The organism is Acinetobacter chengduensis (genome assembly GCF_003664645.1).
GTDB classification, from domain to species: domain Bacteria; phylum Pseudomonadota; class Gammaproteobacteria; order Pseudomonadales; family Moraxellaceae; genus Acinetobacter; species Acinetobacter chengduensis.
In genome coordinates this window covers 76169-102294 of record NZ_RCHC01000007.1, presented here as the reverse complement: position 1 = coordinate 102294, position 26126 = coordinate 76169, and the positions used below count along the sequence as shown (strand labels likewise).

Below are 26126 nucleotides of genomic sequence, written 5' to 3'. Positions count from 1 at the left end.
CTGAAAAGATCAAGCAACATGGCAGATATTCTCGATAAAATTACGTACAGATTTTATAAATTTGGTTGAAACCAAGCGGATTAAGCGCTTGAATAGCATCATTCATTTTTAGACAAAAATAATGTAATGACAACACAAGCTTCAGGGTGGAAAGCGGCATTTACCGCATTTCTAGATAAACGTGCGCTGATCATGCTGTTTTTAGGCTTTTCGGCAGGTATTCCAATTCTGCTGATATTTTCCAGTTTGTCACTATGGCTAGGTGAAGCGGGCATTGATAAGAGCGCCGTGACTTTTTTTAGTTGGGCAGCTTTAGGTTATTCCTTTAAATTTGTGTGGGCGCCTTTAATTGATGAGCTTCCAGTCCCTGTATTGACCAAATTACTGGGACGTCGCCGTGCTTGGTTATTGATTGCACAATGTTTGATTATCTGCGCTATTGCCATCATGGCGATGTCAGACCCTGCACTGGGGCAGAGCTATATTTATCAAATGGCGGCAGGCGCCGTACTTTTAGGTTTTTCTGCAGCCACACAAGATATTGTGATTGATGCCTACCGCATTGAATTGGCAGAAACAGAAATGCAGACCGTATTGGCTTCTACCTATAATGCAGGCTATCGCATCGGGATGATTGTTGCAGGCGCAGGTGCATTATTTTTGGCGGCTTATTTGGGTACAGCTAAAGGTAATTATATTTATGAGGCATGGCGTACAACATACTTGGCTATGGCGGGTGTGATGTTGGTGGGCATCATCACGACTTTAGTTATACGTGAGCCTCAAGTTGAACGTGTACATAAAAATTATCAGCGCTTTGATTACTACCGTTTGGTTGCTGTGTTTTTTGTAGCAGTGCTTAGTTTTGTCTTAAGTTATATATTTTCAGGTGATTTGGTTGAAGTACTCAAAACACAATTTGCAGTACAAGACTCTTTATTACTCTTTGGCTTAGAGTCTGTACGCTTTATTGGTTCAGGTGCTATAGCTTTACTGGTGGGGAGTTGCTTAGTTAAAGCTGGGGCAGTCAATAAGCAAATGGCCTATGAAACTTGGGTCAATCCTGTGGCGGATTTCTTTAAGCGCTATGGAGTGAAGCTGGCTTTAGTCTTATTACTATTGATCGGTTTCTACCGCATTTCTGACATTATTGCGGGTGTGATTTCTAATGTATTTTACCAAGACTTAAATTTCAGCAAAGAACAGATTGCGGAAGCAGTAAAGATTTACGGGGTGATTTTTAGCTTGGTCGGTGGCTTTTTAGGGGGCTTACTCGCACAGCGTATGAACATTATGAAATTAATGTTCGTAGGGGCCATTTTGGCGAGTTCTACCAATCTTATTTTTATTGGATTGGTTAAATCTGGTCAGCCCTTGTCTGATGTGGTGGTAGAAGTCGCGGGTCAAAGTTATACCGCTCAGCCAGATGAGACAGGAGCTTGGACTGTTCATGCACCTTATACGGCATTACAAAATAATGGTGAAGTTAAAGTGACTGCTGATTATGCAATACAGCAGACGCCACCTGTAAAAGTGGTGATGCCTTATTTGAGTAAAACTCAGCCTGACAGCATGATTTTACTGCCAGTGACCTCAGATAACGTCGTGAGCGCTTTTGAAAATACCAATAGCATTGTAGTTCGTGGTCAGTATGGCAAAACACTGAGCGATAACCAGAAGTTGGTATTTAGTTTAGATGGCAAAGATTTTGATGCCAAACTGGACAAAGAAGGTACATTTACTGCAGCAATACCTGCTGAGTTACTAACAAAATCACGCAGTCAAACTCTTCAGGCAAAATTGCTAGAAAATGATGTTACGGTGAATACTATTGAACACCGTTACGGCGTAAATACCTCTGCCAATATGGCAGGCGTGCTGAGTGTGGATATTCAACCGATTCAACTGAATAATGTTGATAATGGTTTAGTTGAAATTAAAGGTAAAGTGATTAAATCATACAGTTCGCTGTGGCTGTACTTTGCAATTATTGTGGATAATTTGGCTTCTGGTTTGGCTGGTGCTGCATTTATTGCCTTTTTATCGAGCTTAACCAGTGTTTCATTTACGGCTGTACAGTATGCAATTTTCAGCTCCTTAATGACGTTAACACCTAAGGTTTTAGGGGGATATTCAGGCACAATTGTGACTAATATTGGCTATCCAAAATTCTTCTTAATGACGGCATTAATTGGTATTCCAATTTTGTTTTTAGTAGTTTGGGTTGCAAAATTGCTCAAAGCGCATGAGCAAAAAACAACACTATAGACTTTGATTTGAGTTTGATTAAAAAGCCCGCGACCAATTCGCGGGCTTTTTTTTAAATGAATGCATACAGTTGTGGCTAATAAAAAACGCATATTAATTGCGCTCTAATGCTGTATAAGCTTTGCGACTAAAATTGAACTTTGTAGATTAAATCCCTATAGTATTCAACTATCATTTAAGATTTAGGAAAATGAAAATGCGTATGTTGCATACCATGTTGCGAGTAGGCAATTTGGAACGTTCATTGGCGTTCTATACTGAAGTGCTGGGTATGACTTTACTTCGTAAACGTGATTATGAGGAAGGCCGTTTTACATTGGCATTTGTGGGCTATGGCGCAGAAGATAGCAATACGGTACTTGAGTTGACTCATAACTGGGACACAGATGCCTATGAGTTGGGTAATGCCTATGGTCATATCGCGATTGCAGTAGATGATGCGTATAAGGCCTGTGAAGAAATTAAAGCTCGTGGTGGTAATGTCGTACGTGAAGCAGGCCCAATGAAAGGTGGCGTAACAGTCATTGCATTTGTAGAAGATCCAGATGGCTACAAAATTGAACTGATTCAGCAAGACAACAACGCTCGTAATAACTAATCAGAACGATGCTAAAATACCGTCAAAATATTGAACATCACGCATGAAAATGTAGTTTCAATTGAAAAGCCCAGTAAGATAGTTTTTACCCTGAGGTAAATTCTAGGCTTACTGGGTTTTTTAACGGCTAATCTTAGCTAAATAAAAATAGATAAATCATTGAAAGGATGCGAACATGCTGAAGTTACTGGCTTTGGACAGATTTACAGTACTGTTGTTTATGATGGTGCTTTTGGCCACTTTTTTACCTGTTTCTGGACAGGCTGCTGAAATTTTTGGCACGTTTACGACAGCTGCAATTGCAATTTTATTCTTCTTACATGGTGCCAAACTGTCGCGTGAAGCCGTGGTAGAGGGCTTGATGCATTGGAAATTGCATGGCGTTGTTTTTGCATTTACTTTTGCATTATTTCCCATCATCGGTTTGTTGTCTAAACCATTATTGGTGCCAATGTTAGGGCAGGAGCTGTATTGGGGTTTCTTGTTTATGTGCTTTTTGCCATCAACGGTACAATCTTCAATTGCGTTTACTTCTGTTGCGCAGGGGAATGTCGCTGGGGCTGTGTGTAGTGCGTCATTTTCTAATATTGCAGGTATGTTTATTACCCCGCTATTGGTGAGCTTTTTTATTTTAGGTGAAACTACGCATAACTTTGACCCAACAGCATCTATTATTCAAATTACTTTGTTGCTTTTGGTTCCCTTTGTATTGGGGCAATTGTTGCGCCCTTATGTGTATCCTTATATGCAAAAGATGCCGAAGATTGTAAAGGTGTTTGATCAAGGCTCAATTTTAATGGTGGTCTATGGCGCATTTAGTAGTGCGGTGGCAGCTGGATTGTGGCAACAGGTGAGTGCTCAAACCTTAATTATGCTGATCATAGCTTGTTCAGTCTTACTCACGCTGATTATGCTCTTGGCATTGTATGTCCCACGTTGGATGGGCTTTAATCGTGCAGATCAAAAAACTATTTTCTTTTGTGGTTCTAAAAAAACTTTAGCTAGTGGTGTACCAATGGCGCAGATTTTATTTATTGGTCAGCCATTGGGAATGATCGTATTGCCAATTATGATATTCCATCAAATCCAGCTGATGGTCTGCGGTGTAATTGCCAATTTATGGTCTAAGCAGAGCTATGGCGTTAAATAAATTGCATTGAATTTAAGAGTTTAAGTGATTAAAAGACTCGGAAGGTATCGAGTCTTTTAATGGATCATGTAAACTGAGTGTGTTGTCTATAACTAAGCTTTAAGAACAGAATGGATAAAATGATAAAAAGAATTGCTGGGCTGTTTTTCATTCTCAGCTGCAGCACAGTGTGTATAGCTGATGATTTAACATTAAGAGTGAATCGTGATCTTATAGTAAAGATGCCTTTGTTGACGCTACAACCGATGCTGGACTTTTGCCGTGATCAACAGCCACAGCTCAATCCTGAGCTTGAACAAGCCTATACGGGCGCTAAAGTAAAAGTGCTCAAGGCTGCAAAAGAGGGTGAAACCTCTGTCCTTAATCTGAATCATGATGAAGCATTATTTAAAGAAGAGGAACTTAATTCACCTGTAGATGCAGGCGTTAAGCGGCAGTTGCAAGAAGCACTGGAAATGATGAGCAGATCTTTACAGCAAGTGAATTCATCGATTTATTGTCCTGTATTAATTCAGCGCTTGAATCATTTTGACCAGCACACTTTTCAGCAAAGTGTAGAGATGAAATTTAAACAAATTTCAGAGCAAGCAAAAGCACAGAAGAAAGCTGTTCTGTCTGAATGAGCTATTTATTAACAGTAAAAAATCAGCTATAATTTGTCCCAACTTGTTGTGCTTAGCTCTGACGGTATCCGTCTCGGTGGGCCAAAAGAATGGTCTGTTATGGTGTTGATCTGCCTTTTAGGCACTTCCTCCTACTTGTAGGAGAGTGGTCAATTGCGATGACAGCAAAACCTTCTTAAACTTTATGGAGTAATCGACGATGCGCGCCGATATTCACCCAAAATACGAAAAATTAGTTGCTACTTGCTCATGCGGTAACGTAATCGAAACTCGTTCAGCTTTAGGTAAAGAATCTATCTACCTAGACGTATGTTCAGCTTGCCACCCTTTCTACACTGGTAAGCAAAAGAACGTTGACACTGGCGGTCGTATCGACAAGTTCAAGCAACGTTTTGCTGGTATGTCACGTTCTATCAAACGTTAATACCCAAAACCAAAAAAGCAGGCATTTTGCCTGCTTTTTTTTATGCCTTGTATTTGCTTTTTAGCGTACAAAATTTTGCATAAAAAAGGCCATATCAATTGAATATGGCCTTTTAGGTTTTAGCTTATATGGAGAAGGTGATTATTGATCTTGTACATCAATTAAATGATCCAGTTTTTTCTGGAAGTAATCGCCTTGAATAAATCGTGCATCAACATTCCAAGCATTAGCAAACAATGTCATGTCATTCAGACCACGCAACATAATCTGTACAGGTTTAATGTCGCGGAAGGCTGCAATTTTAAGTTGGAGTTCCTCACATTGTTTATCTGTATTTAACATGTGCGTTAATTCAGGGTGCAATGTTAGGCAATTCACTTCAACTTGGGTCAATAGGTTTTCGCTAAACATCGATTGACCAAAATCACGAAGCGCAATTTCAGCACCATTGCGACGAAGTTCAATAATTGCTTTTTGAGCATCTGCAAGAGACTGATAAATGTCGTCTTCCGAGAACTGTAAAATAAGAGGATGTTGCTGTTTACTACGAATAATCGTTAGTAGTTTGGCCACAAACTCAGGGAAGCTACGGTCTTTAAGTAAGATTTCTTTATTTAAATTAATAATTAGCTTGGCTTCAGGATATTGGGTAATAAAATTATGCAATTGTTTGCATGATTCCACCATAATCCAGCGGTCGAGTTTAATGGATAGTTCTGAATCTTCTGCCAGTTCTTTAAGTTCGGAAATATCACGCCATTTATTGTCGTAAATGAAGCCACTTGTCACCTCGTAGGTGTACATGTTTTGGTCATCTTTATCGTATAGCTGTTGATACTTCAGATGGATTTCACCGCGTTCTAAGCAATTTCGAAGCGCTTTAATCACAGGAGACTCATTGAGTGCCGAAATTGGTGCAAGCTCTTCAACCGTCGAACTAAATTGTACGCTAGGGATTTGTGATTCTGTCGGTTGAACTTCAAGAGCGACTGCTGGTGTTTGCGGTGCAAAATCAAGGCTTGGAATTGAAAGTTCGAGTTCTGGCGCAGGTTGGTTTTGAGGTAATTCTGTTAGGAACGCTTTTTCAACATATTGTTCTAAAACAGATTCATCTCGTAAATCTTGTTCTAAAACTGTATAACCCAAACGTAAATTGAGCGGGTAACTGTTGTTGTTAACCGTTAAGAGTTGAGGTTTACGTAACGGGTTTAACCCAATTAATTTAGACTCAAGTTTTTCTTTAGATTCTGCTTGGAATAAACCAACATACACACCGCCATCAATTTTAAATAGTGGTGCATTGGTTTGTTCTTTTAAGAAGTTTTTCACCTGTTCAAAATAACTTTTTAATGTATTCCAGTCGGATTGGAAAATTTGTTCAGGTGCAGAGGCCAAAGAGAATAAAACCAAAGCATTAATATTAGACGGTTGTTGTGTAATTGCGCGCTTAATTTGCTGATAAGTATTTGGTCTATTTTGCGCACCTTCAGGTGAGGCCTTTGTGCTACCTGTAGTTTCGATATCAATAGCAATCTGTAGAGCGTCATCCTCAGTTGCAGGAATGAATTCTATTTTTAATGGATTCTTTGAGGTGAGTTTGCTATTGCGTGAGTCAAGTTCAAAACGACCAAGATCAAGCTGACCTTGGTTGATTTTTTTGAAACGTGTCTTAAATTCTTGTAAATCTTTTGGTTGGAGGATGTCTAGTAAAGGTAAACCAATGATTTCATCTTCAGATTTTAAACCAAACAGTGATAAGTACTCTGTATTGGCTTGAATATGAATGCCTTCTTGAATCACAGCTAAAGCTTTGTGGCTATCCACAACCAGTGATTGTGCTTGGCTTTGTGCTGTTTCAAGTTCATTCATCAGCTGTTGCTGTGTTTGCATTAAGCGACTGAAAGACAGGGCACGAATTAAACCCAAGTAAAAACGATCTGGATAGTCTAAATTTAAAATATCGTAAATGCCTTTATGTATATAGGCAGGGTATTGGTCTGCTTGGTAGTCATCAGGCTTTAATAATAAAATAGGTAGATTGGGTTGCTTAGAAAGTCGAATTAAACTTAAAGCTTGTTCATATTTTAAGTCGTAAGCGCGACCAAAAATAATCAAATCCCAATTTAGATTTAGCTGTTTTTCAAAACCTTGTAAATCATCGAGTAGAACAGCTTCAACTTGGTGTTCGCTTTGAGTTAGAAGATCACGTATTTGGTTAAAACGTATTTGGTTGTCATCAATAATGAGCAAACGTGTTTCGGTACGCTTTAATTTTTTGGACAATAATGGATTTCTCACTTCAACGCTTCCCATAAATCGTGATTTTTCGTGTCGTTCACTTGTTTATTAATAAATTCGGTGACTAGATGTTCTTGTTGATCATTGAGTAATTCGTATTCAAAACGAATAAAACTTTGAGTGATCAATTGAGCCTTGGTTAGATAAACTTTAAGTTCTTCTTTGCCTAAACGTAAATGTATCGTTTGCTTTTCGCGGAATAGATTAGAACCAGGTAAAATTAGTGTTGTGCTGGTTTGGTCTAGTTGAGCGGTTTGAACCAAGAGTGCAGGTTGATAATTATGCGTATTTCGATCGGTACGAATATGCCCCGCACATGGATACATATCTTGGGTTAAAATTTCTAAGCCCAGCTCTAAGCTCTTTTCTGCAGATTGCTTAATCCAACGAATAACACCACCACGCCATTGGCTTTGGGCATTTTCTTGTACCAAAATAAACTCGCCCGTCTTTAAGTTTGCTGGTGTAGCACCGGTCCATTTAATACGGTAACCATTGACACTGATGTCGAGAACTTCAGCAGAATGAATCTGTTTCGCTTCACGGTCCAGTGCTTTGGCATTTGAAACAGAAGTTTGAATGTTACTATCCATTGAGTTGATGAAACTCGATTCATTCTGAAGATTATAGTTGGATTCTAACTCGAGTGTTTCTTGCAGTAATTTACCTTTAGATAGATAGAAATGTGCAACCGATAAGCCAAAGCAAATATTAATTTCAGCAGAGTAATCATAACGCTCATGTTTACGTTCCACATTATTCATTAATAAGTTATGAATATGGAAATGCAAGGCAGGCGTGAGGAATAGCTTTTCATTTTTTGATAAGTACTGACCACTTTTGGTTTGTGTTTCCGTGAGATGGTCAAGCAAGTTTTGTGTCGAAATAAAAATATCGGGTGTGTAATGCGACGCTTGATGTGAGTTAAATATAGGCGGATGGTCTTTATTTGAGTCCACCACATAGCGCGATAAAGTCGTTTCTTTCGGTAGAATTTGAATGAGTTTGGCCCAATCAAAACTACATAAATACAAACCTTGAATTTCTGCTGGTCGAATTTGATTGGTATTGAAAATATCCAATAAAATCAGCTGTGAGTATACTTGTGCAATGGTGGTGATATCGTGTTGCGTGCCTAAAAGCTGATTAATATTGGTTTGATCAAAATTGTTTTGAATCGCATATTCAACCAATTGATGGGCTGCATGCCATTGACCAGGAATTGGCGTGCTGTAAAGCATTTGTTGTTGATACAACAACATTGCCAACTGTTGTAAAGCATAAAAAATTGAGGCTGTACGTGCTGTTTGCAAACTCTTTTTATGCCCAAAAGAAAAGATAGAAAACTTTTGCTGATTGAGCTGCGTATTACAACGCATTGCGATATCAATATAAATCTTAGCAAAGTGACTACGCAACAACATCGCCAATTCAATAATCTGATCATTACGATCCGTGGTAATTAAACTGTGATTGGCAAAATGCTTTTCTAAGCTAATGAGTACATTTTCTAAAGTTGGATGCAGGATTTGCACCAAGTCAAATCGCAACATCTCTTGGCATTTCAATTCAGAAATTTCAAGCAAAGCATTAAATAACGATTTAGATGAAGTCCCCAATTGTAATATGGAGACACTATTAAGCCATTCCTGCAATCCTTTGGCAGTGGTCGGACAAAAACTGAGTTGGTCCAGCTTTAGTTCAGTCGATTTCTGAAATATGTCTGAAGTACGCTTAGTCATCTTTATTATTTAACTCAAAAAGTTGAAACCCCAAAAAGCGGTGTTTTATTTTTCTCGCCCGCAATTTCCCGAACTAGTTTAGGAACCAAATACCCCGGTAGGTTCGCTAAAACCGCTTTATAAATTTCATCTATGTCCTGCGGTGATCGATCAAAATGATGGGCACCTTTAACTTTGTCTAGGACATGTAAATAGTATGGCATAACGCCTGCATCAAATAAGCGATAGCTTAAATCGACTAAAACGTCGGCAGAATCATTGACTCCTTTCAGTAAAACAGCCTGATTAAGAACTGTAATGTGCTCCTGGACCAGCTTAGAAAGTTGGCTACAGGTGAAGTCATCTAATTCAGATGCATGGTTTGAGTGTACCACTAGAATAATCCGCAGCCTACTGTTTTTTAAAACGGAAATAAACTCATCATTGATCCGATTGGGGATAACAATAGGAACACGTGAATGAATTCTCAAAAATTTAATTTGTGGTAGTGATTCTAAGCGTTCAATCCAAAGTTGAAGTTTTCGATCAGACAGAGTGAGTGGATCGCCACCGCTTAAAATCACTTCATTAATATCGGGTTGGCTGATGAGATAGTCGCGAATATTAGGCCAATCATCGTGTTTCGGTAAGTTTTCCTGATAAGGGAAATGTCTACGGAAACAATAGCGACAATGGACAGCGCAAGCACCTGTCAGTGTAAGCAAAAAACGAGATTTATATTTGTGTAGCACGCCTGGTTGTTGATTGGCTTGTTCTTCACCAAGTGGGTCGGTGACAAATCCTTCGTGTTCTTCAAGTTCTAAGTGATGCGGTAGAACCTGTAAAAGTAGAGGATCGAGGGCATTGCCGAGTTGCATTTTTCCGACGAATGCACGTGGTACGCGCAGTTTGAATTGTTTGCTAGCCAATAGAGCACCAGACAAGAGTTGCTCTGGAGAAAGTTGTAGTAACTCAAGCAATTCTGCTGGATCAGTCACTAAATTGCTAAGTTGGGTTTGCCAGTTTTGCTCTTGATATAAATAGTTTATCATGCCACGTGCTTGAAATTGTGCTAGATGAATGATCTGATTCTGCCTATATATTGCTTCAAAAGAAGATCTTTGAGGATATAGACGAGGAATCTAGATAGAGGATTGTTCGGGTGGGAAGTTGCCAGGTTCCAGTCTGAACTATGGCATAATTCTAATGCGAAGCCTCATGTAGGGGAAGCCTTTGGGCTTTTTTCGAGTATGTGCTAAGCAGCAAACGAATAGTTACTGATTTTTTATGCTGATTTTATTCGTTTTGCGGGCATAGAATGGTAAAATAATAGATACGTGTCTTTTGTATAGGTCACAATAACAACATTTTAAAATGGTTTGCATTGTCGTTCTTGTACGTTAATAGATTAAAGTTAGTAAGTTTGGAGTGCGCCAGTCATGGCCTATTTTTCTACGAATGATTTCAAGTCAGGCCTTAAGGTCATGCTTGATGGTAACCCATGTTCAATCATGGAAAACGAATACGTTAAACCAGGTAAGGGCCAAGCCTTCAACCGCGTAAAACTACGTAACCTTAAAACTGGTAAAGTTTTAGAAAAAACATTTAAATCTGGCGAAAGTCTAGAAGCAGCTGACATTGTAGAAGTAGAAATGGAATACTTATACAACGATGGCGAAATGTGGAACTTCATGGATCCAGTATCATTTGAGCAAATCGCAGCTGACAAAACAGCAATGAGCGACGCTGCAAAATGGTTAAAAGACGATTCTAACGAAAAATGTACAATTATGTTGTTCAATGGTGTGCCATTAAACGTAACTGCACCTAACTTCGTTGTGCTTCAAATCGTTGAAACTGATCCAGGTGTACGTGGTGATACTTCTGGCGGTGGCGGTAAGCCTGCAAAACTTGAAACAGGTGCAGTAGTACGTGTTCCATTGTTTGTACAGCAAGAAGATAAAGTTCGTGTAGACACTCGTACTGGTGACTATTTAGAACGTGCATAATAGCTAATATTTAGACTATTATCAGAAGGGATGATGAAAATCATCCCTTTTTTTATGTTTATTTATGCCAAAGTCGTAGAGGAAAACAATAGTCACAGGAGTACAGTTTTACAGGATGAAACAGCAGCACCTCGAACTAGAAAAAATAAGCTGATTTATTTCAACAGAAATGAGGGATAGACATGGAAAATATACAATCGAAGCCAAGTATGGTTTCGAAAATTGTATGGCTCTTAGTGGCCATTGTAGGTGCAGTATCATTTGGCATACTCGCCGTTAGTCGTGGAGAGCATGTAAATGCCGTCTGGCTAATTTTAGCAGCAATCTGTGTATATAGTATTGCTTATCGTTTTTATAGTTTATTTATTGCCAACAAAGTTTTCGAACTGAATGAGCGCCGTTTAACACCCGCACATCGTTTAAATGATGGTTTGGACTATGTACCCACCAATAAAGGCGTGCTGTTTGGGCACCATTTTGCGGCGATTGCTGGTGCGGGTCCTTTAGTCGGGCCAATCTTGGCTGCGCAAATGGGTTATTTGCCGGGTACCATTTGGCTTTTAGTCGGTGTGGTCTTGGCTGGTGCAGTTCAAGATTTTTTAGTCTTGTTTATATCCACACGTCGCGATGGTCGCTCATTGGGCGAAATGGCCAAGCAAGAACTGGGTTCATTTGCGGGCATCATTGTGATGTTGGGCGCTTTGGGTGTGATGATCATCATTCTTGCTGTCTTGGCATTGGTGGTGGTTAAAGCATTGACCAACAGCCCGTGGGGTGTATTTAGTATTGCTGCAACCATTCCAATTGCAATTTTTATGGGCATCTATATGCGCTATTTGCGCCCAGGGAAAATTGCAGAAGTGTCGATTATTGGCTTTGTGCTGATGATGGCTGGCATTATCTATGGCGGTGATGTGGCACAGCATCCGTATTGGGGGCCTTTCTTTACACTAACAGGTACAGAGTTAACTTGGTGGCTCATTGGGTACGGTTTTGTAGCATCTGTACTGCCTGTGTGGTTGTTATTGGCACCGCGTGACTACTTATCGACCTTCTTAAAAATTGGTGTAATTGCTGGTTTAGCAGTCGGTATTATGGTTGCTATGCCAATGCTGAAAATGCCATCTGTAACGCATTTTGTCGATGGTACTGGGCCTGTATTTGCAGGTTCAATGTTCCCATTCTTATTTATTACGATTGCCTGTGGTGCAATTTCAGGTTTCCATGCCTTAGTTTCTTCTGGCACAACACCAAAATTGGTCAACAACGAAAAAGATATTCGTGTGATCGGTTATGGTGGCATGCTGATGGAGTCTTTTGTTGCTATTATGGCGATGGTTTGTGCAACAATTCTTGAGCCAGGCGTGTATTTTGCGATTAACTCACCAGCTGCAGTATTGGGTACAACGGTTGAAAGTGCTGCCGAAGCGGTACGTACACTTGGCTTTGTGGTCACTCCTGAAGCACTGACGCTACTTGCACAAGAAGTAGGTGAAAACTCAATTCTGTCACGTACAGGTGGTGCACCAACCTTTGCTATTGGTATGGCACACATTATTACGGAAATTTTTAATAACCGTTCAATGATGGCGTTTTGGTATCACTTCGCAATTTTGTTTGAAGCATTATTTATTTTAACGGCAGTTGATGCGGGTACACGTGCATGTCGTTTTATGGTTCAAGATACTGTAGGGATTGTGATTCCTGCGGTGAAAAACTCACATAACTTCTTTGGTAACTTATTAGGCACAGCTGTTGCAGTTGCAGGCTGGGGCTTCTTTGTTTATCAAGGTGTAGTCGATCCGCTCGGGGGTATTAATAGCTTATGGCCACTGTTCGGTATTGGTAACCAAATTTTGGCTGCTATGGCGCTGATTTTGGGTACGGTTATTCTTTTCAAAATGAAGAAAGAAAAATATGTTTGGGTAACCATCATTCCAACCGTATTCTTATTCATTACCTCAATGACCGCAGGCTGGCAAAAAATCTTCCATGAAAATCCAAAAATTGGTTTCTTGGCGCAAGCGGACCGCTTTAATGCGGCGATTGCGAAAAATGAAATTTTGGCACCAGCAAAAAACATGGCTGAAATGCATACCGTTGCTTTGTCGAATCAAATTAATGCCGCGCTATGTGCATTCTTTATGATTGTGGCATTCGTAATGCTATTTGCAGCGATTGGTGTGGTGCGCCGCGCATTGGCAAATCCAAACCCGAGCGTGGTTGAAGGTGAAGCGGTGTACCGTGATCCAAAAGATATTGTGGCATCTAATCACCATTAATAAGGAGCCAGAGATGAATCTAAAATTTGCAAAAAGTGGAAAAACAGTGATTTATAAAATCATTAAAATGACCATTATGTCGCAAAAGGATCTGATTCTGAATCCGAAAAATTGGTCAAGAATTGCGACTTTATGGCAACGATTGCAACAAAGTTTCCGCCTGATGGTGGGGGTGCCAGATTACCAAAATTATCTGGAACACATGAAAAAACATCATCCTGATTTGGAAGCAATGGATGCCAAAACATTTTACCGCTACTGTGTGGATGCGCGTTATCCTACAGCGGGCGGTAATATGAAAAAATGTCCGTGCTAACACCACATGAGTTAATCAAAAGCGCCTTTCGGGGCGCTTTTTTTATGAAAAAAATATGTGCTTGGATACGTGGAAAAAATATAGATCTGTGCTGAGTATATTTTCCTTATCACGCCATAGCTCATACATGGTTGAGTAAAAAAGCTAAGGTAATCTATGCGCTTGGATATTAGAAAAATCATTGAGTTATAAGTTTTGCATATTGCCTAAAACACGGTATGTTAAACCTATACGGTTTTTTATTGGGGGAATGCCGCGTGTTTTGGGGAAAAGAGAAGGCTGTGGTCGTGCAAAATGAAATGTTAAATGAACAGCAACTTGCGCTGTATTACCCGAAAATTGAAGAATTTCTCACTCAAATTAACCAAATCATTTTAGATAAAAACCAGCAGACCAAACTGGCTTTGTGTAGCTTACTTGCGGGTGGGCATGTGTTGTTCGAAGATTTACCCGGTTTAGGAAAAACAACGCTTTCAAGCAGTTTAGCGCATTTGGCAGGTCTACAATTTCAGCGTATTCAATTTACCAATGACATGCTTGCGAGCGATGTGATTGGTGTGAATATGTTTAATCAAAAAGAGCATCAGTTTGAGTTTAAGCAGGGGCCTGTGTTTACTCAAATTTTGCTGGCAGATGAAATTAACCGCTGTAGCCCGAAAACGCAAAGTGCACTTCTTGAAGCAATGGAAGAAGGTTTTGTGACGGTCGATGGGGCACGTTATGCTTTACCCAAACCTTTTTGGGTGATTGCGACACAAAACCCGCTCTTTCAAAGTGGTACGTATGCATTGCCAGAGTCGCAGTTAGATCGGTTTCTCATGCGTTTATCTTTGGGCTATCCATCGCGTCATGCAGAAAAACTCCTTTTACAACAACACACACGGCAGCAACTGATTGCCACCTTAGCTCATGTATTTGAAGAAAATGATATTTTAATGCTTCAATCTCTAGTGCAGCAGATTTATCTTGGCGATCAGGTACTAGATTATATTTTGGACTTGGCTGAAGAAAGTCGTAAAGGTCGACATGGCTTATCCACCCGTGGTGTATTGGCCCTCAAAAAAGCAGCTCAATCCTATGCACTCATCGAAAAGCGTTCATTTGTGATTCCAGACGATGTGCAGGCGGTCTTTACAGCGGTATCATCGCACCGTATTGGACTAAATCCACATGAAACAGATCTACTGTTGCAACGTGTAAAGTTAGCATAAGGGGGCAGTATTTTGGCGTCGTTCTGGCAAAAATGGCTGACAAAACGTTTTGCATATAGGCATGAAAAAACCCTTACTCAAAAAGATGTATTGGTTTTTATGTATCAGCAAGGCTATTTATTTTTAGTCCTGATTTTGATTACCTTTATTGCAGGTGTGAACTATGCCAACAATCTAATTTTAGGCTTCTGCTTTTTAATTAGTGCGGTGCTGTGTATGAGTTTTTATCTCACCTTTAAGCAGTTGCATGGACTCAGTTTAGAGGTGAGTGTTGCGGAGTTGGGGCAAGTTGGACAAGTCCTGAATTTAGATATTTATATACGTCAGAATCAACCTATCACACGTTATTTATGGATTGATTGTGACCAACAATTGCATAAGGTCTGTGTGACTGAGCAAAAGCAACAATTGCGTGTACAACTACAAGCGCCACAGCGAGGGCAGTTTCACTATCCTAATCTTAAAATCTATTCGATTTATCCTTTTGGTTTGGTTCGTGCATGGACGTATTTGTATTTGAACCAATCAAGTTGGATTGCCCCAAAAGCGATGTTGCCAGAATTAGAAAATAAACATCATCCACAACAGTTTGAGCAGGAAATGGATGAGTTTCGTGAGCTACGTACCTTTAGAGAGGGTGATTCCTTACAGGCTGTGTCGTGGAAGCAAGTTGCACGTGGTCAGGGACTATACATTAAAGTATTTGAGCAATATTCGGATCAGCATCATATTGACATCGATTATGACCACATGCCCAGTACCTCGCATGAAGAGAAACTGTGCATGATGATGGGCTTGGTTGAACAGTGCGAGCAACAGCAATTGAGTTATGCCATATATTTACCCAATGCAGAGTTAAGTAATGGTTTGGGAGATGCACATTTATATCAGGCTCAACTTTTATTGGCGCAGGCATAATTAATGGTTGCATATTCTGTTCGAGTTTCGATGCTCTTGAGTTTGGCCTTACTGCTGTTGGCGCAGGTGATGTATCTGCCTATGGTATTAAGCCTGACATTTGGCGTGATGTGGCTGTGTTTGTTTTTGCGTCGGCATCAGTTAGATAGCTCGTTAAAGCGATCATGGACTTTTGTGCTGACCTTGATTGCGCTTATTAGCATCTATTTTAGTTATCGCAGTTTTATTGGGGTAGAAGCTGGTGTTGCGGTTCTGAGCACCTTTTTATTTGCTAAGGCCTTAGAAAGTAAAAATAAGCGCGATCTACTGATTTTATTTAATTTTGCATTATTCGTATCTGCCAGTTCTTTCTTATTCAGCCAATCTTTCAGCATGGCAATAATTGTGCTTTTAAGTTTACTCAGCTGTTTTACTGGACTATATCGTTTGCAAACCAATGAATTTGAGCAACAAAAAGCTGTAGCTTTAAAACAAGACTTGGCGCATGTTGCTAAATTTTTACTGTGTGCTGTGCCATTTTTTGTATTGCTGTTTCTATTTTTTCCACGCTTACCACCTTTGTGGCATATTCCAATACCCGATGATTCTAGTGTGACTGGTATTAGCGATAGCATGTCGCCTGGAGATATTGCCAAACTCTCGCAGTCCAGTGAGCTGGCCTTTCGAGTCATTGGTGATATGAGTCAGTTGCCTGCGCGTAATGCTCTATATTGGCGGGCAATGGTTTTGGATGAGTATGATGGACAACGCTGGACCAGCAGTCCATTTAATCAGCGTGAAATACAGCCCAATCGTATGAATGAATTAGGTGCAAATCCACAGTGGCAGTATCAGTACTTGGCAGCCGATCCACGGGTACAGTGGATTACGGGACTTGAGCAATCTATTCCTAATACATCATCGTATTTACTGGGTGTGGATGGGCGGATTACGCCACGCCGTATGCAGCTAAAATCTGAGCCTATATCACTTCGTTTAATTCAGCCTCAAGAATTGATGTCCATCAGACCAGATCAAGCATTAAGGTTAAGCCAACATAATACTGCAACACAACAAGTAAAAGACCCTCAAGCACAGCAATTGGCACAACGCATTTTTAAGCAAAGCCATGAACAGCCTGATTTATATATTCAAAATGTATTGCAATGGTATAAGCAACAAGGCTTTGCTTATACGCTATCACCAGGTGTGCTAGGGCAAAATCGGGTAGATGATTTTTTATTTAGTAGCAAACAGGGGTTTTGTGAGCATTATGCTTCGAGCTTTGTGATGCTAATGCGTTACGCAGGTATTCCAGCTCGAGTTGTGGTGGGGTATCAGGGGGGGCAAATCGCACCAGATGGTAAAAGTTGGGAAGTACGTCAGCTTGATGCACATGCATGGAGTGAAGTGTGGTTAAAGGGTAAATGGCATCGCTATGATCCAACAGCAATAATTGCACCCCAACGGATAGATAATGGGATGCAAAATTATATGAATTCCGATACACGTATCATGGGCGATTCTAGCTCTGCTTTTAGTCAGCGTAGCTTTACTATAATCACGCAATTACGGATTTGGAGTGATTATGCGAGTTATCAATGGCAAAGTAAGGTCGTAGGTTATAATGCAGAAACACAAAAAAATTGGTTTAGCCGTATTGGTTTAAACTCAAGCTATGCAGGTGTTATTGCCTTAGTGATTGGTATATTGTCGATTTCTGGAATGTATGTGCTATGGCTCTACTGGCAAGCACATCAGAAAGTAAATGCTTGGCAACGTGCAATCTTAAAGTTTAATTCAAAGCTTTCCCCACAATTTAAACGATTGCCAAGTGAGACATTTAGTGCGTGGATGTTACGCTTAAATCAGCATGTAGATATCTCTGAGCAAGTTTATTTTCATGATGTCGTAGATTTATATATAAAGCAGATGTATGCACAAAAGGACTTGGTGAGAGAAAATGCACTTGAACAATTCAAAAGTCTGCTTAAAAGATGCTCAGCTATACTTAAAAAGTTATGAAAAAACTTGTCGAGCCAAATAAAAATGAATATGATGCTTGAACTTCAGGTGTATAGCTCAGTTGGTTAGAGCGCTACGTTGACATCGTAGAGGTCTCCAGTTCGAGTCTGGATATACCTACCAATATATTAAATTTATATGTCGTTACATTTCGATGTATAATTAAAAAAGCCCTAAACTACAATAGTTTAGGGCTTTTTTATTGCTTTTTATAACGGTATATGAAGAGCTATACTACTGTAAATTGTGTATCACATAGTGTATCATTTAATTAAGTCTAACTCATGATACAAGAGATAATGAAGAGAGATGCTATTAAAAAAAGACCACTGTCTGATACTACTTTGGCTAATTTAGAACCCGAAGACAGAGATTATAGAGAAATTGATACTCGTTCGCTTTATTTTATGGTTCAAAAGACAGGCAAAAAGTCTTGGCAATTAAGATATCAAAATGAAAAGGGAGTCTGGTCGTGGAAAGGATTGGGTGCATATCCAAGTGTAAGTGGTGCAACAGCTAGACGTAAAGCTAGTGAATTATTAGAGAAATTAGCGAACGGAGAAATTTTAGAAACACGCAAACACATAAAAAAAATGAAGCAAGAAATTGCTCATAGAAAGTTTAATATTTTAATGAGTGAATGGCTCGATACTAAAAAAGCTTCTTGGGGTAAAGAAACATTTGATAAGGCACAAAAATCTATCAATAGACATATCATTCCAGAGTTTGGAGAGAGAGATTTCTCTGAAATTACACCGAAAGAATGGTTTGATTTCTTCCAAGGGTTACAACGTAACTTAAGAATTCATACTCAAGTTGAAAAGTTAACATCATACTGTCGCAATGCATATGATTGGGCAAAATTTCAAGCAAAAATACATTTCAATCCAATTGAAGGAATGACTAAGCATTTAGATAAAAAAGTTGGCGGTAATATGAAATTTGTAGAGATGAGTGAATTCCCACAATTAATTGTCGACATCAGGAATCATCATCAACGTAAATTAGCAATTGGTTTGGAATTAATGGTTTTATTATTTCCTCGCCCAGTTGAATTGAGATTTGCGACATGGTCTCAATTTGATTTAGAGAAAGCTATTTGGATTAAGCCTGCTGAGATTATGAAAAAAGGGGTGACTCATTGTGTTCCATTATCTAGACAAGCAATTGAATTATTGAAAGAGCTAGAAAATTATCATACGGAGTCTGATTTGTTGTTTGCAGGTAGAAATAGCCTAAGTGAGCCAATATCAGATAATACATTTAATATGGCTTTGAATCGAATGGGCTATAAAGGACGACAAAATCCACATGGTTTTAGGCACATTGCGAGTACTTCACTAAATAATAAATTTAGCGATAAAGAACAGGTTGTTGAAGCATGTTTAGCACACATGAAAAAGGGTGTTAAAGGTATCTATGATAAAGGTTCTCATTTTGAAGAGCGTGTTGAAATGATGCAATGGTGGGCAGATTATATTGATGAACTTGTACTAAAAATTTGATTAAAGAAAATGTAAATTTATTAGCATACTACAGTAAGTGATAGTTTGAATAATGTACAGCCTGTATCATCTTATTCATAATAAAGAGAGGAAAGGTTCGTGAAGTTATTATCTTTATTAGAGTTGAATTCAAATCAGTCTATATTTAAAGAATGTAAAGTGGGATTAGACAATTATTATGACGAGATAATTGAAGCATTTAATCCTGATTTAATTATGGCAGAACATATAGGTGAAAATACTGTAGTGTTGGAACAAGCAATAAAAAATTGGTCTGCATATGGTTTATTTTATCCTGATATTACAACAATTAATCAAGAGTTAATTTCTTATCAGTTTCCTAAAACTTTTTTATTAGATAATGAGAGTGAATTTACTAGCTTTTATGAAGGGTTTGGTAAAGTAGTTTTAAATATGATTGACTATCAAAAATCATGTTATGAGCTTATTTTTAATGGAGCGTATGTTTTTGATTGGTAAATCACAAAATTTGGAATAAGTATTACAAATGAAAAATCTATTTATACAAAGAATTTATGATGCACCTATAGATATTATTGGTGATATTCACGGCGAAATAGATGCATTACAAAATTTAATACAAATACTTGGTTATGATAGAGATGGAAATCATAATGAAAATAGAAAATTAATTTTTGTCGGTGATTTATGTGATAGAGGGCTTGATAGTGTTGCTGTTATAAAGTTAGTTAAGCATTTAGTAGACAATGGTAATGCTCAATGTGTATTAGGGAATCATGAATTAAATATACTAATTCATTCAAAACGTGAAGGAAACGGTTGGTTTTTTGGTTCACCGCATGAAGATGATGACAAAAAATTTAATTCTAAAGAAGCATCTTTACATGACAGGGAAATGATAATTCACTTTTTAAGTACTTTACCACTTGTTTTAGAGTCTGAAAAAATAAGGGTAGTTCATGCATGTTGGGATAATGCATCTATTGCTTCATTGATGAAAGACAAATCAAAATCAGTAAAAGAAGCATATGATCTATTCACAAAACGAATTGAAGAACATTTAACAAAGTCAGGCATTGCTCAAAAGGCTAGAAAAGAAGAATTAGGTTATGAGTTTCAATTAAAGGATATTTACTCTAAAGTCCCGTTTCTCAAAAATCTAGCTCATAAACATGTTGTTGAGCAGATGAATAATCCAGTTAAAGTAGTTACTTCAGGAACAGAAGCGTTTGCAGATGACATGTTTTTTGCTGGTGGTAAATGGAGAATGGTCAAACGTTTGAAATGGTGGGATCAATATGAAAGTGATATTCCTGTTGTAGTTGGACATTATTGGCGTAACTTTAACGAGAGAGAGAAAAAGCGTGATCTTTTTCAGCATATAGACCCTCTTCATTGGTTTGGGGCTAAAAAAAATGTTTTTTGCATAGATTACTCAGTTGGTAAGCGATATGAAGATCGTCAACATCAGAGAGAATTTTCTAATAAACTTGTAGCTTTGCGTTTTCCTGAAAATTATCTAGTGCAAGAGGATGGTATTATATTGAAGATAAAAAATACTTTGAATGATCATTTGGGGTGATTAATAATTGTACGCACATTGTTGAAGTTGATTTTAAAATTTGTGTCCTCTAATTAAACTTTGTTGATATCTTGAAAGGGGGTATCATAACTTTGTTATTAAATTTAAATTTTTTAATTTAATGTTAAGCTCTTAAGTTTTTGTTATTTTTGTAAAATTTGACAAAAATATAATTCGCATTTATTATACGCCACATCGAAGTGATAGTGAGTTAAATTAAAGTATTAAGAACATTGAATGTATATGAAGTAAATTTTAGTTTATAAAGAACTAATTATAATTATATTAATAGTACAATTGTGTCATTATGATACCTTATCTTATTTTTTTAAATTTTAAATAAATTAAAAATCAAATCCCTATCACTATTTTTTAACATTTAATAGTGAGAATAAATCATGAAAAAAAATAAAATAGAAATAGATTATATTGAAATTGTAATTGATATTAATCATGAACCAGAAAAAGTAGCATCTTGCTATCAAATAATAAGTGATGAAAGCTATAGTTTTGATGAGTTTGAAATAAAGTACAGACCAAAGAAAATAATTTCTGAATTTGATAGTGTTATTAAATTACAATCATTATCATCAAAAGATAATAAATCTAAACTAAAAATTACCGGCAATTTTTACAAGTGGTTATACGGTCACAATGTGACTGGTTGTGAAAGTTTAATAGATTTAGTTTTATTAACTATTGATAAATTGAAAAAACTTGAACTAGTAGATCCAACAGATGAACAATTAGAAACTATTCGTCTCGGTCGTTTTAGAATATATAATGTCGATATAAAAAGAGATATAATTTTTGAAAGTAAGCAAAATGCTATTCAATATTTGTCTACTCTTAAAGCTCTATCGACTTATCCGAAGCAGAAAAAAACAATATTTGAGAACGGTATCTATTTCGGTTTTACTTCTAAGCGTTGGTCTATGTGTAATTATTACAAAGGTCAAGAAATTAGAGATAAGCCTAATAGATCTAAGACAAGCTTAGAATTAAAAGCGTTAGCTGATCTTATGATTCGTCAAGAGATAAGAATTCGCTCAAAGCAGTTACGCACATGGGACTTGCTCTTCGGTCATCAATGGCTTGATTTAAATTATATTGATAAATTTTTTAGTAATAAACTTGAGAAAATTTATATTCCAAAGATTATTTTTAAAGATGCAAAAAGTAATATAACAAATAAAAGTGATAGAAAATTTTACAATTGTTTGATTAACGGCGACATAGATTCATACTCTAAATCAACTATAAGTAGAAAAAGAAAACATTTTTTAGATAGCTATAATATTGATATTAATAATTTTTGAGAATAATAAAATGAAAAAAATAAGAATCACAAAAAAAGATGTATGTTATTTATTATCAATAAAAGCTGATAAATTAAGAAAATTAATGATTGAAGATGAAACGTTTCCACGACCGATAAAAGACGGCACGACTAGACAAGCAGCTGTTTATTTTGATGTAAGTGCAATAGAGCTCTGGTGGCAAAACAAAATTGAGAATTCGTAAAATAATATAATTATTAATATGCAGTTTCTATACTTATACTTTAAGAAGTAAGATCAAGAAAATCTTGCTTCTTTTGTATGAGTTATAAATATTTGTATATTATTTATCATCTAATAAAGCGATGATCATGTCTCTTATGATTTTTTTATGCGATGATGAAAGTTGAGTGTATGCTTCAAATACTTCTTTATCTTTATAGCCGAGTTCTTGTTTCCATCGAGCATCACGTTGTTGAATAGCCGTTTGAATATTTTTATTGAGGATTAACTCTTCAGGCGGTATCTCTAACCATTTTGCTAATGCGAGTAATTTATCTCCAGAAGGAATTGCCTCACCGATCAGCCATTTACGAACGCCGTGTAAGGTCATGGGTTTGCCAGAGTAGTTCAAATTAAACTCTCTTTCTAATATAGAGGCTTTAGCTTCATAACCTTTAGATTGCATAGCCAGTACTAAGCGTTTTGCAAACAAGGCTTTTTCATCATCATTTTTCATCTCTCCAAAATAGTAAATTCAGTTGAAAGTCACGTAACTATTGATATAAGTTACGTAAAAATATAAACTTTAGTTAAGTTTTGTTGATATTTTTTATTCTGTAAAATGTTGTTATAGTTGGTTTTTCTTTATAAAAATTATCAAGTTGAATTAAATTTTGTATTTATCTAAATTATGAGGGTGAAATGTTTAAGAATAGTCCATTATTCATTCAGAAAATATTAACGCTGACTTTTGTATCAATATTTTTTTCCTTTCTTATATCTCTTCTAGATGCTGCTGTTGGGGCTAATTTAGTTCAAGATCAATCAATACTTGTCATACTGATAGCAGAAATTTTCATTAGTATGTTATTCCTAATATTAATTTACTTTCTATACAAGCGTAAAAAACTAGCAAGAATTATATTAATATTTTTAATTATTATTGGAATAGCTTCATATGGATTATCTTTATTCACTGAAAGTTACTCTACATTCCAATTTCTTCTATATTTGTATTCAATACTAATTGATATTTATGTACTCATATTATTATTTAGTGAAGATATGAAAAGCTTTATCAAGACGGGATATGTTAAGAATGAAGTAGGGGGAAGTTTTAAGTCGTGGTTTACGATGTTATCAATGATTGTTTTTGTAATGATCGTTGGTGGAAAATTTCTAAATAAGTACGACCTTGCAACTAAATCAATGATCGAAAATAGTGAGAAATCTGAAAATATTTTGAATGAGAATTCCATAGGCAGTGTTTCAGGGAACGTTGATGAAGAGCGTTCAGAATGGGAAAATAGCGCAGATTTTAGAGATGAAGGGATGAGTGAAGAAAGCGATGTTAATACAGTTAATCAAAAGGGTGAAGGTCAACCAATCGCTGTAAGATTCGGTGTTAATGAATTTAATACATCACTTTACGATAAGGTTGCATATGACATTGTAGTTCAAGGTCGAGCTGATGAGGAAGTTGTTGTATATGATGTAGTTTTAAATAGAGGGAATCAATGTGGTCTTTCTAGCTATGCGCGAGAAAAGCAACTTCCATCAAGCTTAAAATTTGGTGAATATGTAGCATTATCAATAGATGGTTGTGATGCTCAAATGGTTCAAGAAATAGAAGTAAAGACAAATTTTGGCAGTTATATGTTTGGTCCTCAAAATTAAGCATAAAGATGAATTAATTGTTTAGTATTTTATATGGAGTGTAGTTAATTGAAGAATATTATAATTCTTATTTTACTTTTTTTAGGTAGCACTGTTTTCGCAAAAGAAGCATTAAAGCCTGCAAACGGCGAACAACCAACGTATTGTGAACAAGTTGTTTCTCTACATGGTTTATTAAGCAGGGCACAGTTTCAATGTGGTTATAGTCAATATAATCAAGAGCTCATTGATGACTCAAGGAAATGTTTTGAGCACGAATTAGGTCAAGAAAGAGGTTTAGAAGTCTTAAAATTTGGTATGGCTGAGTTTGATCGAAATGAGTCTGAAAGAGGTAAATCAGTAATGTGTACTGATTTATTAAAGGCTTTTCCTGAATATATTCGTAAATAATTTTTCTTTATAATAGCCACTTTTTAAAAAAGCAAGATTGATGAAATCTTGCTTTTGCATATTTCATAAGTGCTTGTTTATGCTTGTAAATCTATGTAAAAACACCATTATCAGGGTTTGATTTTAAGTAAATAGTAATATTATCAACAATATTGGATTCGCTTTTAAGGAATGAGGCTCTACCAACATTAGCGGTAATTTACGATTTAGTTCGGTAAGCGATAAAAAAATTTAGCTTACACAAAATAATTTACAAGCTCTGGTGTGGCTATGCACTTTTATCATCAATATGAAATATATATTTAAATATTTCTTCAGATAAATTAGAAGCAGATTTATTTAAATTTACATATAGTTTAGAAAGTTCATCTCTATGATTAAGATAGTCATCTTTATTGTTTTTATCTATTGCAACTGATTTAAGTGTTGTTTCAGTTTTTTCAATAATTTTCATCCCAAAATATATATTTTTTCTAAATGTTGTATACTCTATATAAGAATCATTAAATTCATTAACATATTTTTTTATATCATTGTTATTTGTGTACTTATAAATTAAGTATACCTTATGGATTATATTTTCAAATTGTAAGTTCAAATTATTTGTTAATTCAGTATCCGACTTAGACTTTGGTATCTCTATATTATTTAGCACTTTGTCTAATATATCATCTCTGTGTTCTTCCATAATTTTTTTACTAATATCAAAAAACTCTTTTATTTCAAAAAAAAGAATTTCTGATAATTTAGATAAAACTTCACTACCTTTTTGCTTTCTCCATGTATTAAATGTATATAGCAATGCTATTGTTGGAAACAGTGTAGCTGACCATATCATTAGATTTGTTGCTGTACCTTTATCTTCTACATAAATTTGTATAAGAGCATATAGAGCTATAGATATAGTAAGTAAAGCTAAGTAAATAATTATCAGGGTTGTAGCTAAATCAAATTTTTTATTTTTACTTAACATCTTTCAATACTCTATATACAGTAGCTATACCACAACCAACAGCTTTAGCTATTTCTTCTTTTGTAAGCTCTTTCTTAGCTAACTCTCTAATTCTAGCATGTTTTTCTGTATCCGCTTTTTTCCCACTTGGTTTGTATCCACTTCTCACCAAGCCTTGCTTTATACGTTCTCTACGTTTGTCATTGTCCAATCTAGCCATAGTAGCTAACAAATCTATAAGCATGTTGTTTACTAGATTTAGAATAGAGCTTGTAATGGTATCGTTTGAACTAAATAGCATGTGTGTAGTCGGTAGATCAGCTACAACGAGCTTTAAGCCCTTTTCTTTTATACGTCCTTTCAAAACATCAAAGTCAGTTTGGGAAAGTCTAGATAGGCGATCGACACTCTCAACCAGTAACGTATCGCCGTGCTTTGATTCATCTAATAGTTGATTTAAAATAGGTCTATCTAATTTTGTCCCTGATTCATTCTCTATATATTCGTTAACATCACCTTTAATGGATTTAGCAAACATTCGCAAATCATCTAAAGCTCTTTCTGCATCTTGGTCTTTTGTACTTGCACGTACATAAATTCTAGTAGTCATTTATCATTTATCTATAATTTTTCAGGTATTATGATAATACTATCATTTAATTAATTTATATAGTCTAATGATAGTTTATTTATCATTTAATTTTATTATTTTTT

24 protein-coding genes and 1 tRNA gene are annotated in these 26126 nt (G+C 36.6%); 19 read left to right on the top strand and 6 right to left on the bottom strand.

Annotated features, from left to right (window positions below):
* The first annotated feature begins 126 nt into the window (after positions 1 to 126).
* The 5 genes from D9K81_RS08050 to rpmE all read left to right on the top strand — a co-directional run bounded on the left by D9K81_RS08050 (position 127) and on the right by rpmE (position 5063).
* Complete coding sequence (locus D9K81_RS08050; protein ID WP_120375553.1) at positions 127 to 2268, top strand: AmpG family muropeptide MFS transporter; 2142 nt, start codon at positions 127 to 129, stop codon at positions 2266 to 2268.
* A gap of 196 nt (positions 2269 to 2464) precedes the next feature.
* A complete protein-coding gene (gene gloA, locus D9K81_RS08045; protein WP_120375552.1) occupies positions 2465 to 2866 on the top strand; it encodes a lactoylglutathione lyase in 402 nt (133 codons plus the stop codon).
* A 175-nt stretch (positions 2867 to 3041) separates the two neighbouring features.
* Positions 3042 to 4016: a bile acid:sodium symporter family protein gene (locus D9K81_RS08040; protein WP_120375551.1), complete on the top strand. Its 975-nt coding sequence runs from the start codon at positions 3042 to 3044 to the stop codon at positions 4014 to 4016.
* A gap of 221 nt (positions 4017 to 4237) precedes the next feature.
* Positions 4238 to 4639, top strand: a complete 402-nt coding sequence (locus D9K81_RS08035; RefSeq protein WP_120375550.1) for a hypothetical protein — start codon at positions 4238 to 4240, stop codon at positions 4637 to 4639.
* A 199-nt stretch (positions 4640 to 4838) separates the two neighbouring features.
* Positions 4839 to 5063, top strand: coding sequence for a 50S ribosomal protein L31 (gene rpmE / locus D9K81_RS08030; protein WP_106984717.1), 225 nt, complete (start codon positions 4839 to 4841; stop codon positions 5061 to 5063).
* 141 nt (positions 5064 to 5204) lie between these two features.
* On the opposite strand, the gene D9K81_RS08025 is transcribed toward rpmE, so the two are convergent.
* Genes D9K81_RS08025 through epmB form a run of 3 tightly spaced genes read right to left on the bottom strand, consistent with a single transcriptional unit; the run spans position 5205 to position 10134 of the window.
* Positions 5205 to 7376 carry an EAL domain-containing protein gene (locus D9K81_RS08025; protein WP_120375549.1) on the bottom strand — a complete coding sequence of 724 codons (2172 nt, stop codon included), beginning with the start codon at positions 7374 to 7376 and terminating at the stop codon, positions 5205 to 5207.
* Positions 7358 to 9103, bottom strand: a complete 1746-nt coding sequence (locus tag D9K81_RS08020) for a GTPase (protein WP_120375548.1) — start codon at positions 9101 to 9103, stop codon at positions 7358 to 7360. Before D9K81_RS08020 ends, D9K81_RS08025 begins: the two co-directional genes overlap by 19 nt.
* A gap of 14 nt (positions 9104 to 9117) precedes the next feature.
* On the bottom strand, positions 9118 to 10134 hold the full coding sequence (gene epmB / locus D9K81_RS08015; protein ID WP_120375547.1) for an EF-P beta-lysylation protein EpmB: 1017 nt from the start codon (positions 10132 to 10134) through the stop codon (positions 9118 to 9120).
* Positions 10135 to 10521: 387 nt separating this feature from the next.
* On the opposite strand from epmB, the gene efp reads away from it, so the two are divergent.
* From efp to D9K81_RS07955, 12 genes are all read left to right on the top strand, one after another.
* Complete coding sequence (gene efp / locus D9K81_RS08010; protein WP_106984721.1) at positions 10522 to 11091, top strand: elongation factor P; 570 nt, start codon at positions 10522 to 10524, stop codon at positions 11089 to 11091.
* A gap of 182 nt (positions 11092 to 11273) precedes the next feature.
* Positions 11274 to 13373: a carbon starvation CstA family protein gene (locus D9K81_RS08005; protein ID WP_120375546.1), complete on the top strand. Its 2100-nt coding sequence runs from the start codon at positions 11274 to 11276 to the stop codon at positions 13371 to 13373.
* 13 nt (positions 13374 to 13386) lie between these two features.
* Positions 13387 to 13689, top strand: coding sequence for a YbdD/YjiX family protein (locus D9K81_RS08000; protein ID WP_106984723.1), 303 nt, complete (start codon positions 13387 to 13389; stop codon positions 13687 to 13689).
* A gap of 257 nt (positions 13690 to 13946) precedes the next feature.
* Positions 13947 to 14900 carry an AAA family ATPase gene (locus D9K81_RS07995; protein WP_407923624.1) on the top strand — a complete coding sequence of 318 codons (954 nt, stop codon included), beginning with the start codon at positions 13947 to 13949 and terminating at the stop codon, positions 14898 to 14900.
* A gap of 12 nt (positions 14901 to 14912) precedes the next feature.
* The gene (locus tag D9K81_RS07990) at positions 14913 to 15818 is read left to right on the top strand and encodes a DUF58 domain-containing protein (protein ID WP_120375544.1); all 906 of its coding nucleotides are present in this window, start codon (positions 14913 to 14915) and stop codon (positions 15816 to 15818) included.
* Positions 15819 to 15821: 3 nt separating this feature from the next.
* The gene (locus D9K81_RS07985; RefSeq protein WP_120375543.1) at positions 15822 to 17822 is read left to right on the top strand and encodes a transglutaminase family protein; all 2001 of its coding nucleotides are present in this window, start codon (positions 15822 to 15824) and stop codon (positions 17820 to 17822) included.
* A 46-nt stretch (positions 17823 to 17868) separates the two neighbouring features.
* A tRNA-Val gene (locus D9K81_RS07980) sits at positions 17869 to 17945 on the top strand.
* Positions 17946 to 18121: 176 nt separating this feature from the next.
* Positions 18122 to 19327, top strand: coding sequence for a tyrosine-type recombinase/integrase (locus tag D9K81_RS07975; protein WP_121523197.1), 1206 nt, complete (start codon positions 18122 to 18124; stop codon positions 19325 to 19327).
* 99 nt (positions 19328 to 19426) lie between these two features.
* On the top strand, positions 19427 to 19807 hold the full coding sequence (locus tag D9K81_RS07970) for a hypothetical protein (RefSeq protein ID WP_121523187.1): 381 nt from the start codon (positions 19427 to 19429) through the stop codon (positions 19805 to 19807).
* A gap of 28 nt (positions 19808 to 19835) precedes the next feature.
* Positions 19836 to 20891 carry a metallophosphoesterase gene (locus D9K81_RS07965; RefSeq protein ID WP_121523185.1) on the top strand — a complete coding sequence of 352 codons (1056 nt, stop codon included), beginning with the start codon at positions 19836 to 19838 and terminating at the stop codon, positions 20889 to 20891.
* Between the two features lie 398 nt (positions 20892 to 21289).
* Positions 21290 to 22210 carry a phage/plasmid replication protein, II/X family gene (locus D9K81_RS07960; protein WP_121523183.1) on the top strand — a complete coding sequence of 307 codons (921 nt, stop codon included), beginning with the start codon at positions 21290 to 21292 and terminating at the stop codon, positions 22208 to 22210.
* Positions 22211 to 22220: 10 nt separating this feature from the next.
* Positions 22221 to 22415 (top strand): helix-turn-helix transcriptional regulator, encoded by a 195-nt coding sequence (locus D9K81_RS07955; RefSeq protein WP_121523195.1) that lies wholly within the window; start codon positions 22221 to 22223, stop codon positions 22413 to 22415.
* Between the two features lie 99 nt (positions 22416 to 22514).
* Here the strand turns inward: D9K81_RS07955 and D9K81_RS07950 are convergent, their stop codons facing one another.
* Entirely contained in the window at positions 22515 to 22910 is a 396-nt protein-coding gene (locus D9K81_RS07950; RefSeq protein WP_121523181.1) for an XRE family transcriptional regulator, read from the bottom strand.
* Between the two features lie 185 nt (positions 22911 to 23095).
* Here D9K81_RS07950 and D9K81_RS07945 point away from each other — a divergent pair, with 185 nt between their 5' ends.
* Together D9K81_RS07945 and D9K81_RS07940 are read left to right on the top strand one after the other, a co-directional pair.
* Positions 23096 to 24070 (top strand): hypothetical protein, encoded by a 975-nt coding sequence (locus D9K81_RS07945; RefSeq protein ID WP_121523179.1) that lies wholly within the window; start codon positions 23096 to 23098, stop codon positions 24068 to 24070.
* A 48-nt stretch (positions 24071 to 24118) separates the two neighbouring features.
* Positions 24119 to 24460 (top strand): hypothetical protein, encoded by a 342-nt coding sequence (locus D9K81_RS07940; RefSeq protein ID WP_121523178.1) that lies wholly within the window; start codon positions 24119 to 24121, stop codon positions 24458 to 24460.
* A 268-nt stretch (positions 24461 to 24728) separates the two neighbouring features.
* On the opposite strand, the gene D9K81_RS18575 is transcribed toward D9K81_RS07940, so the two are convergent.
* On the bottom strand, positions 24729 to 25433 hold the full coding sequence (locus D9K81_RS18575) for a hypothetical protein (protein WP_201703681.1): 705 nt from the start codon (positions 25431 to 25433) through the stop codon (positions 24729 to 24731).
* Positions 25423 to 26022 (bottom strand): recombinase family protein, encoded by a 600-nt coding sequence (locus tag D9K81_RS07930; RefSeq protein WP_121523177.1) that lies wholly within the window; start codon positions 26020 to 26022, stop codon positions 25423 to 25425. The genes D9K81_RS18575 and D9K81_RS07930 overlap by 11 nt, the downstream gene beginning before the upstream one ends.
* Positions 26023 to 26126 lie beyond the last annotated feature (104 nt).

Coding starts and splice junctions, on each gene's coding strand:
- D9K81_RS07930 (WP_121523177.1), bottom strand. CDS start 26,022: ATGACTACTAGAATTTATGTACGTGCAAGTACAAAAGACCAAGATGCA.
- D9K81_RS18575 (WP_201703681.1), bottom strand. CDS start 25,433: ATGTTAAGTAAAAATAAAAAATTTGATTTAGCTACAACCCTGATAATT.
- D9K81_RS08035 (WP_120375550.1), top strand. CDS start 4,238: ATGCCTTTGTTGACGCTACAACCGATGCTGGACTTTTGCCGTGATCAA.
- gloA (WP_120375552.1), top strand. CDS start 2,465: ATGCGTATGTTGCATACCATGTTGCGAGTAGGCAATTTGGAACGTTCA.
- D9K81_RS08025 (WP_120375549.1), bottom strand. CDS start 7,376: ATGGGAAGCGTTGAAGTGAGAAATCCATTATTGTCCAAAAAATTAAAG.
- D9K81_RS07960 (WP_121523183.1), top strand. CDS start 21,290: ATGAAAAAAAATAAAATAGAAATAGATTATATTGAAATTGTAATTGAT.
- D9K81_RS07975 (WP_121523197.1), top strand. CDS start 18,122: ATGAAGAGAGATGCTATTAAAAAAAGACCACTGTCTGATACTACTTTG.
- D9K81_RS07950 (WP_121523181.1), bottom strand. CDS start 22,910: ATGAAAAATGATGATGAAAAAGCCTTGTTTGCAAAACGCTTAGTACTG.
- D9K81_RS08020 (WP_120375548.1), bottom strand. CDS start 9,103: ATGACTAAGCGTACTTCAGACATATTTCAGAAATCGACTGAACTAAAG.
- D9K81_RS07945 (WP_121523179.1), top strand. CDS start 23,096: ATGTTTAAGAATAGTCCATTATTCATTCAGAAAATATTAACGCTGACT.
- D9K81_RS07955 (WP_121523195.1), top strand. CDS start 22,221: ATGAAAAAAATAAGAATCACAAAAAAAGATGTATGTTATTTATTATCA.
- D9K81_RS08000 (WP_106984723.1), top strand. CDS start 13,387: ATGAATCTAAAATTTGCAAAAAGTGGAAAAACAGTGATTTATAAAATC.
- D9K81_RS08050 (WP_120375553.1), top strand. CDS start 127: ATGACAACACAAGCTTCAGGGTGGAAAGCGGCATTTACCGCATTTCTA.
- rpmE (WP_106984717.1), top strand. CDS start 4,839: ATGCGCGCCGATATTCACCCAAAATACGAAAAATTAGTTGCTACTTGC.
- D9K81_RS08005 (WP_120375546.1), top strand. CDS start 11,274: ATGGAAAATATACAATCGAAGCCAAGTATGGTTTCGAAAATTGTATGG.
- D9K81_RS08040 (WP_120375551.1), top strand. CDS start 3,042: ATGCTGAAGTTACTGGCTTTGGACAGATTTACAGTACTGTTGTTTATG.
- epmB (WP_120375547.1), bottom strand. CDS start 10,134: ATGATAAACTATTTATATCAAGAGCAAAACTGGCAAACCCAACTTAGC.
- D9K81_RS07985 (WP_120375543.1), top strand. CDS start 15,822: ATGGTTGCATATTCTGTTCGAGTTTCGATGCTCTTGAGTTTGGCCTTA.
- D9K81_RS07965 (WP_121523185.1), top strand. CDS start 19,836: ATGAAAAATCTATTTATACAAAGAATTTATGATGCACCTATAGATATT.
- efp (WP_106984721.1), top strand. CDS start 10,522: ATGGCCTATTTTTCTACGAATGATTTCAAGTCAGGCCTTAAGGTCATG.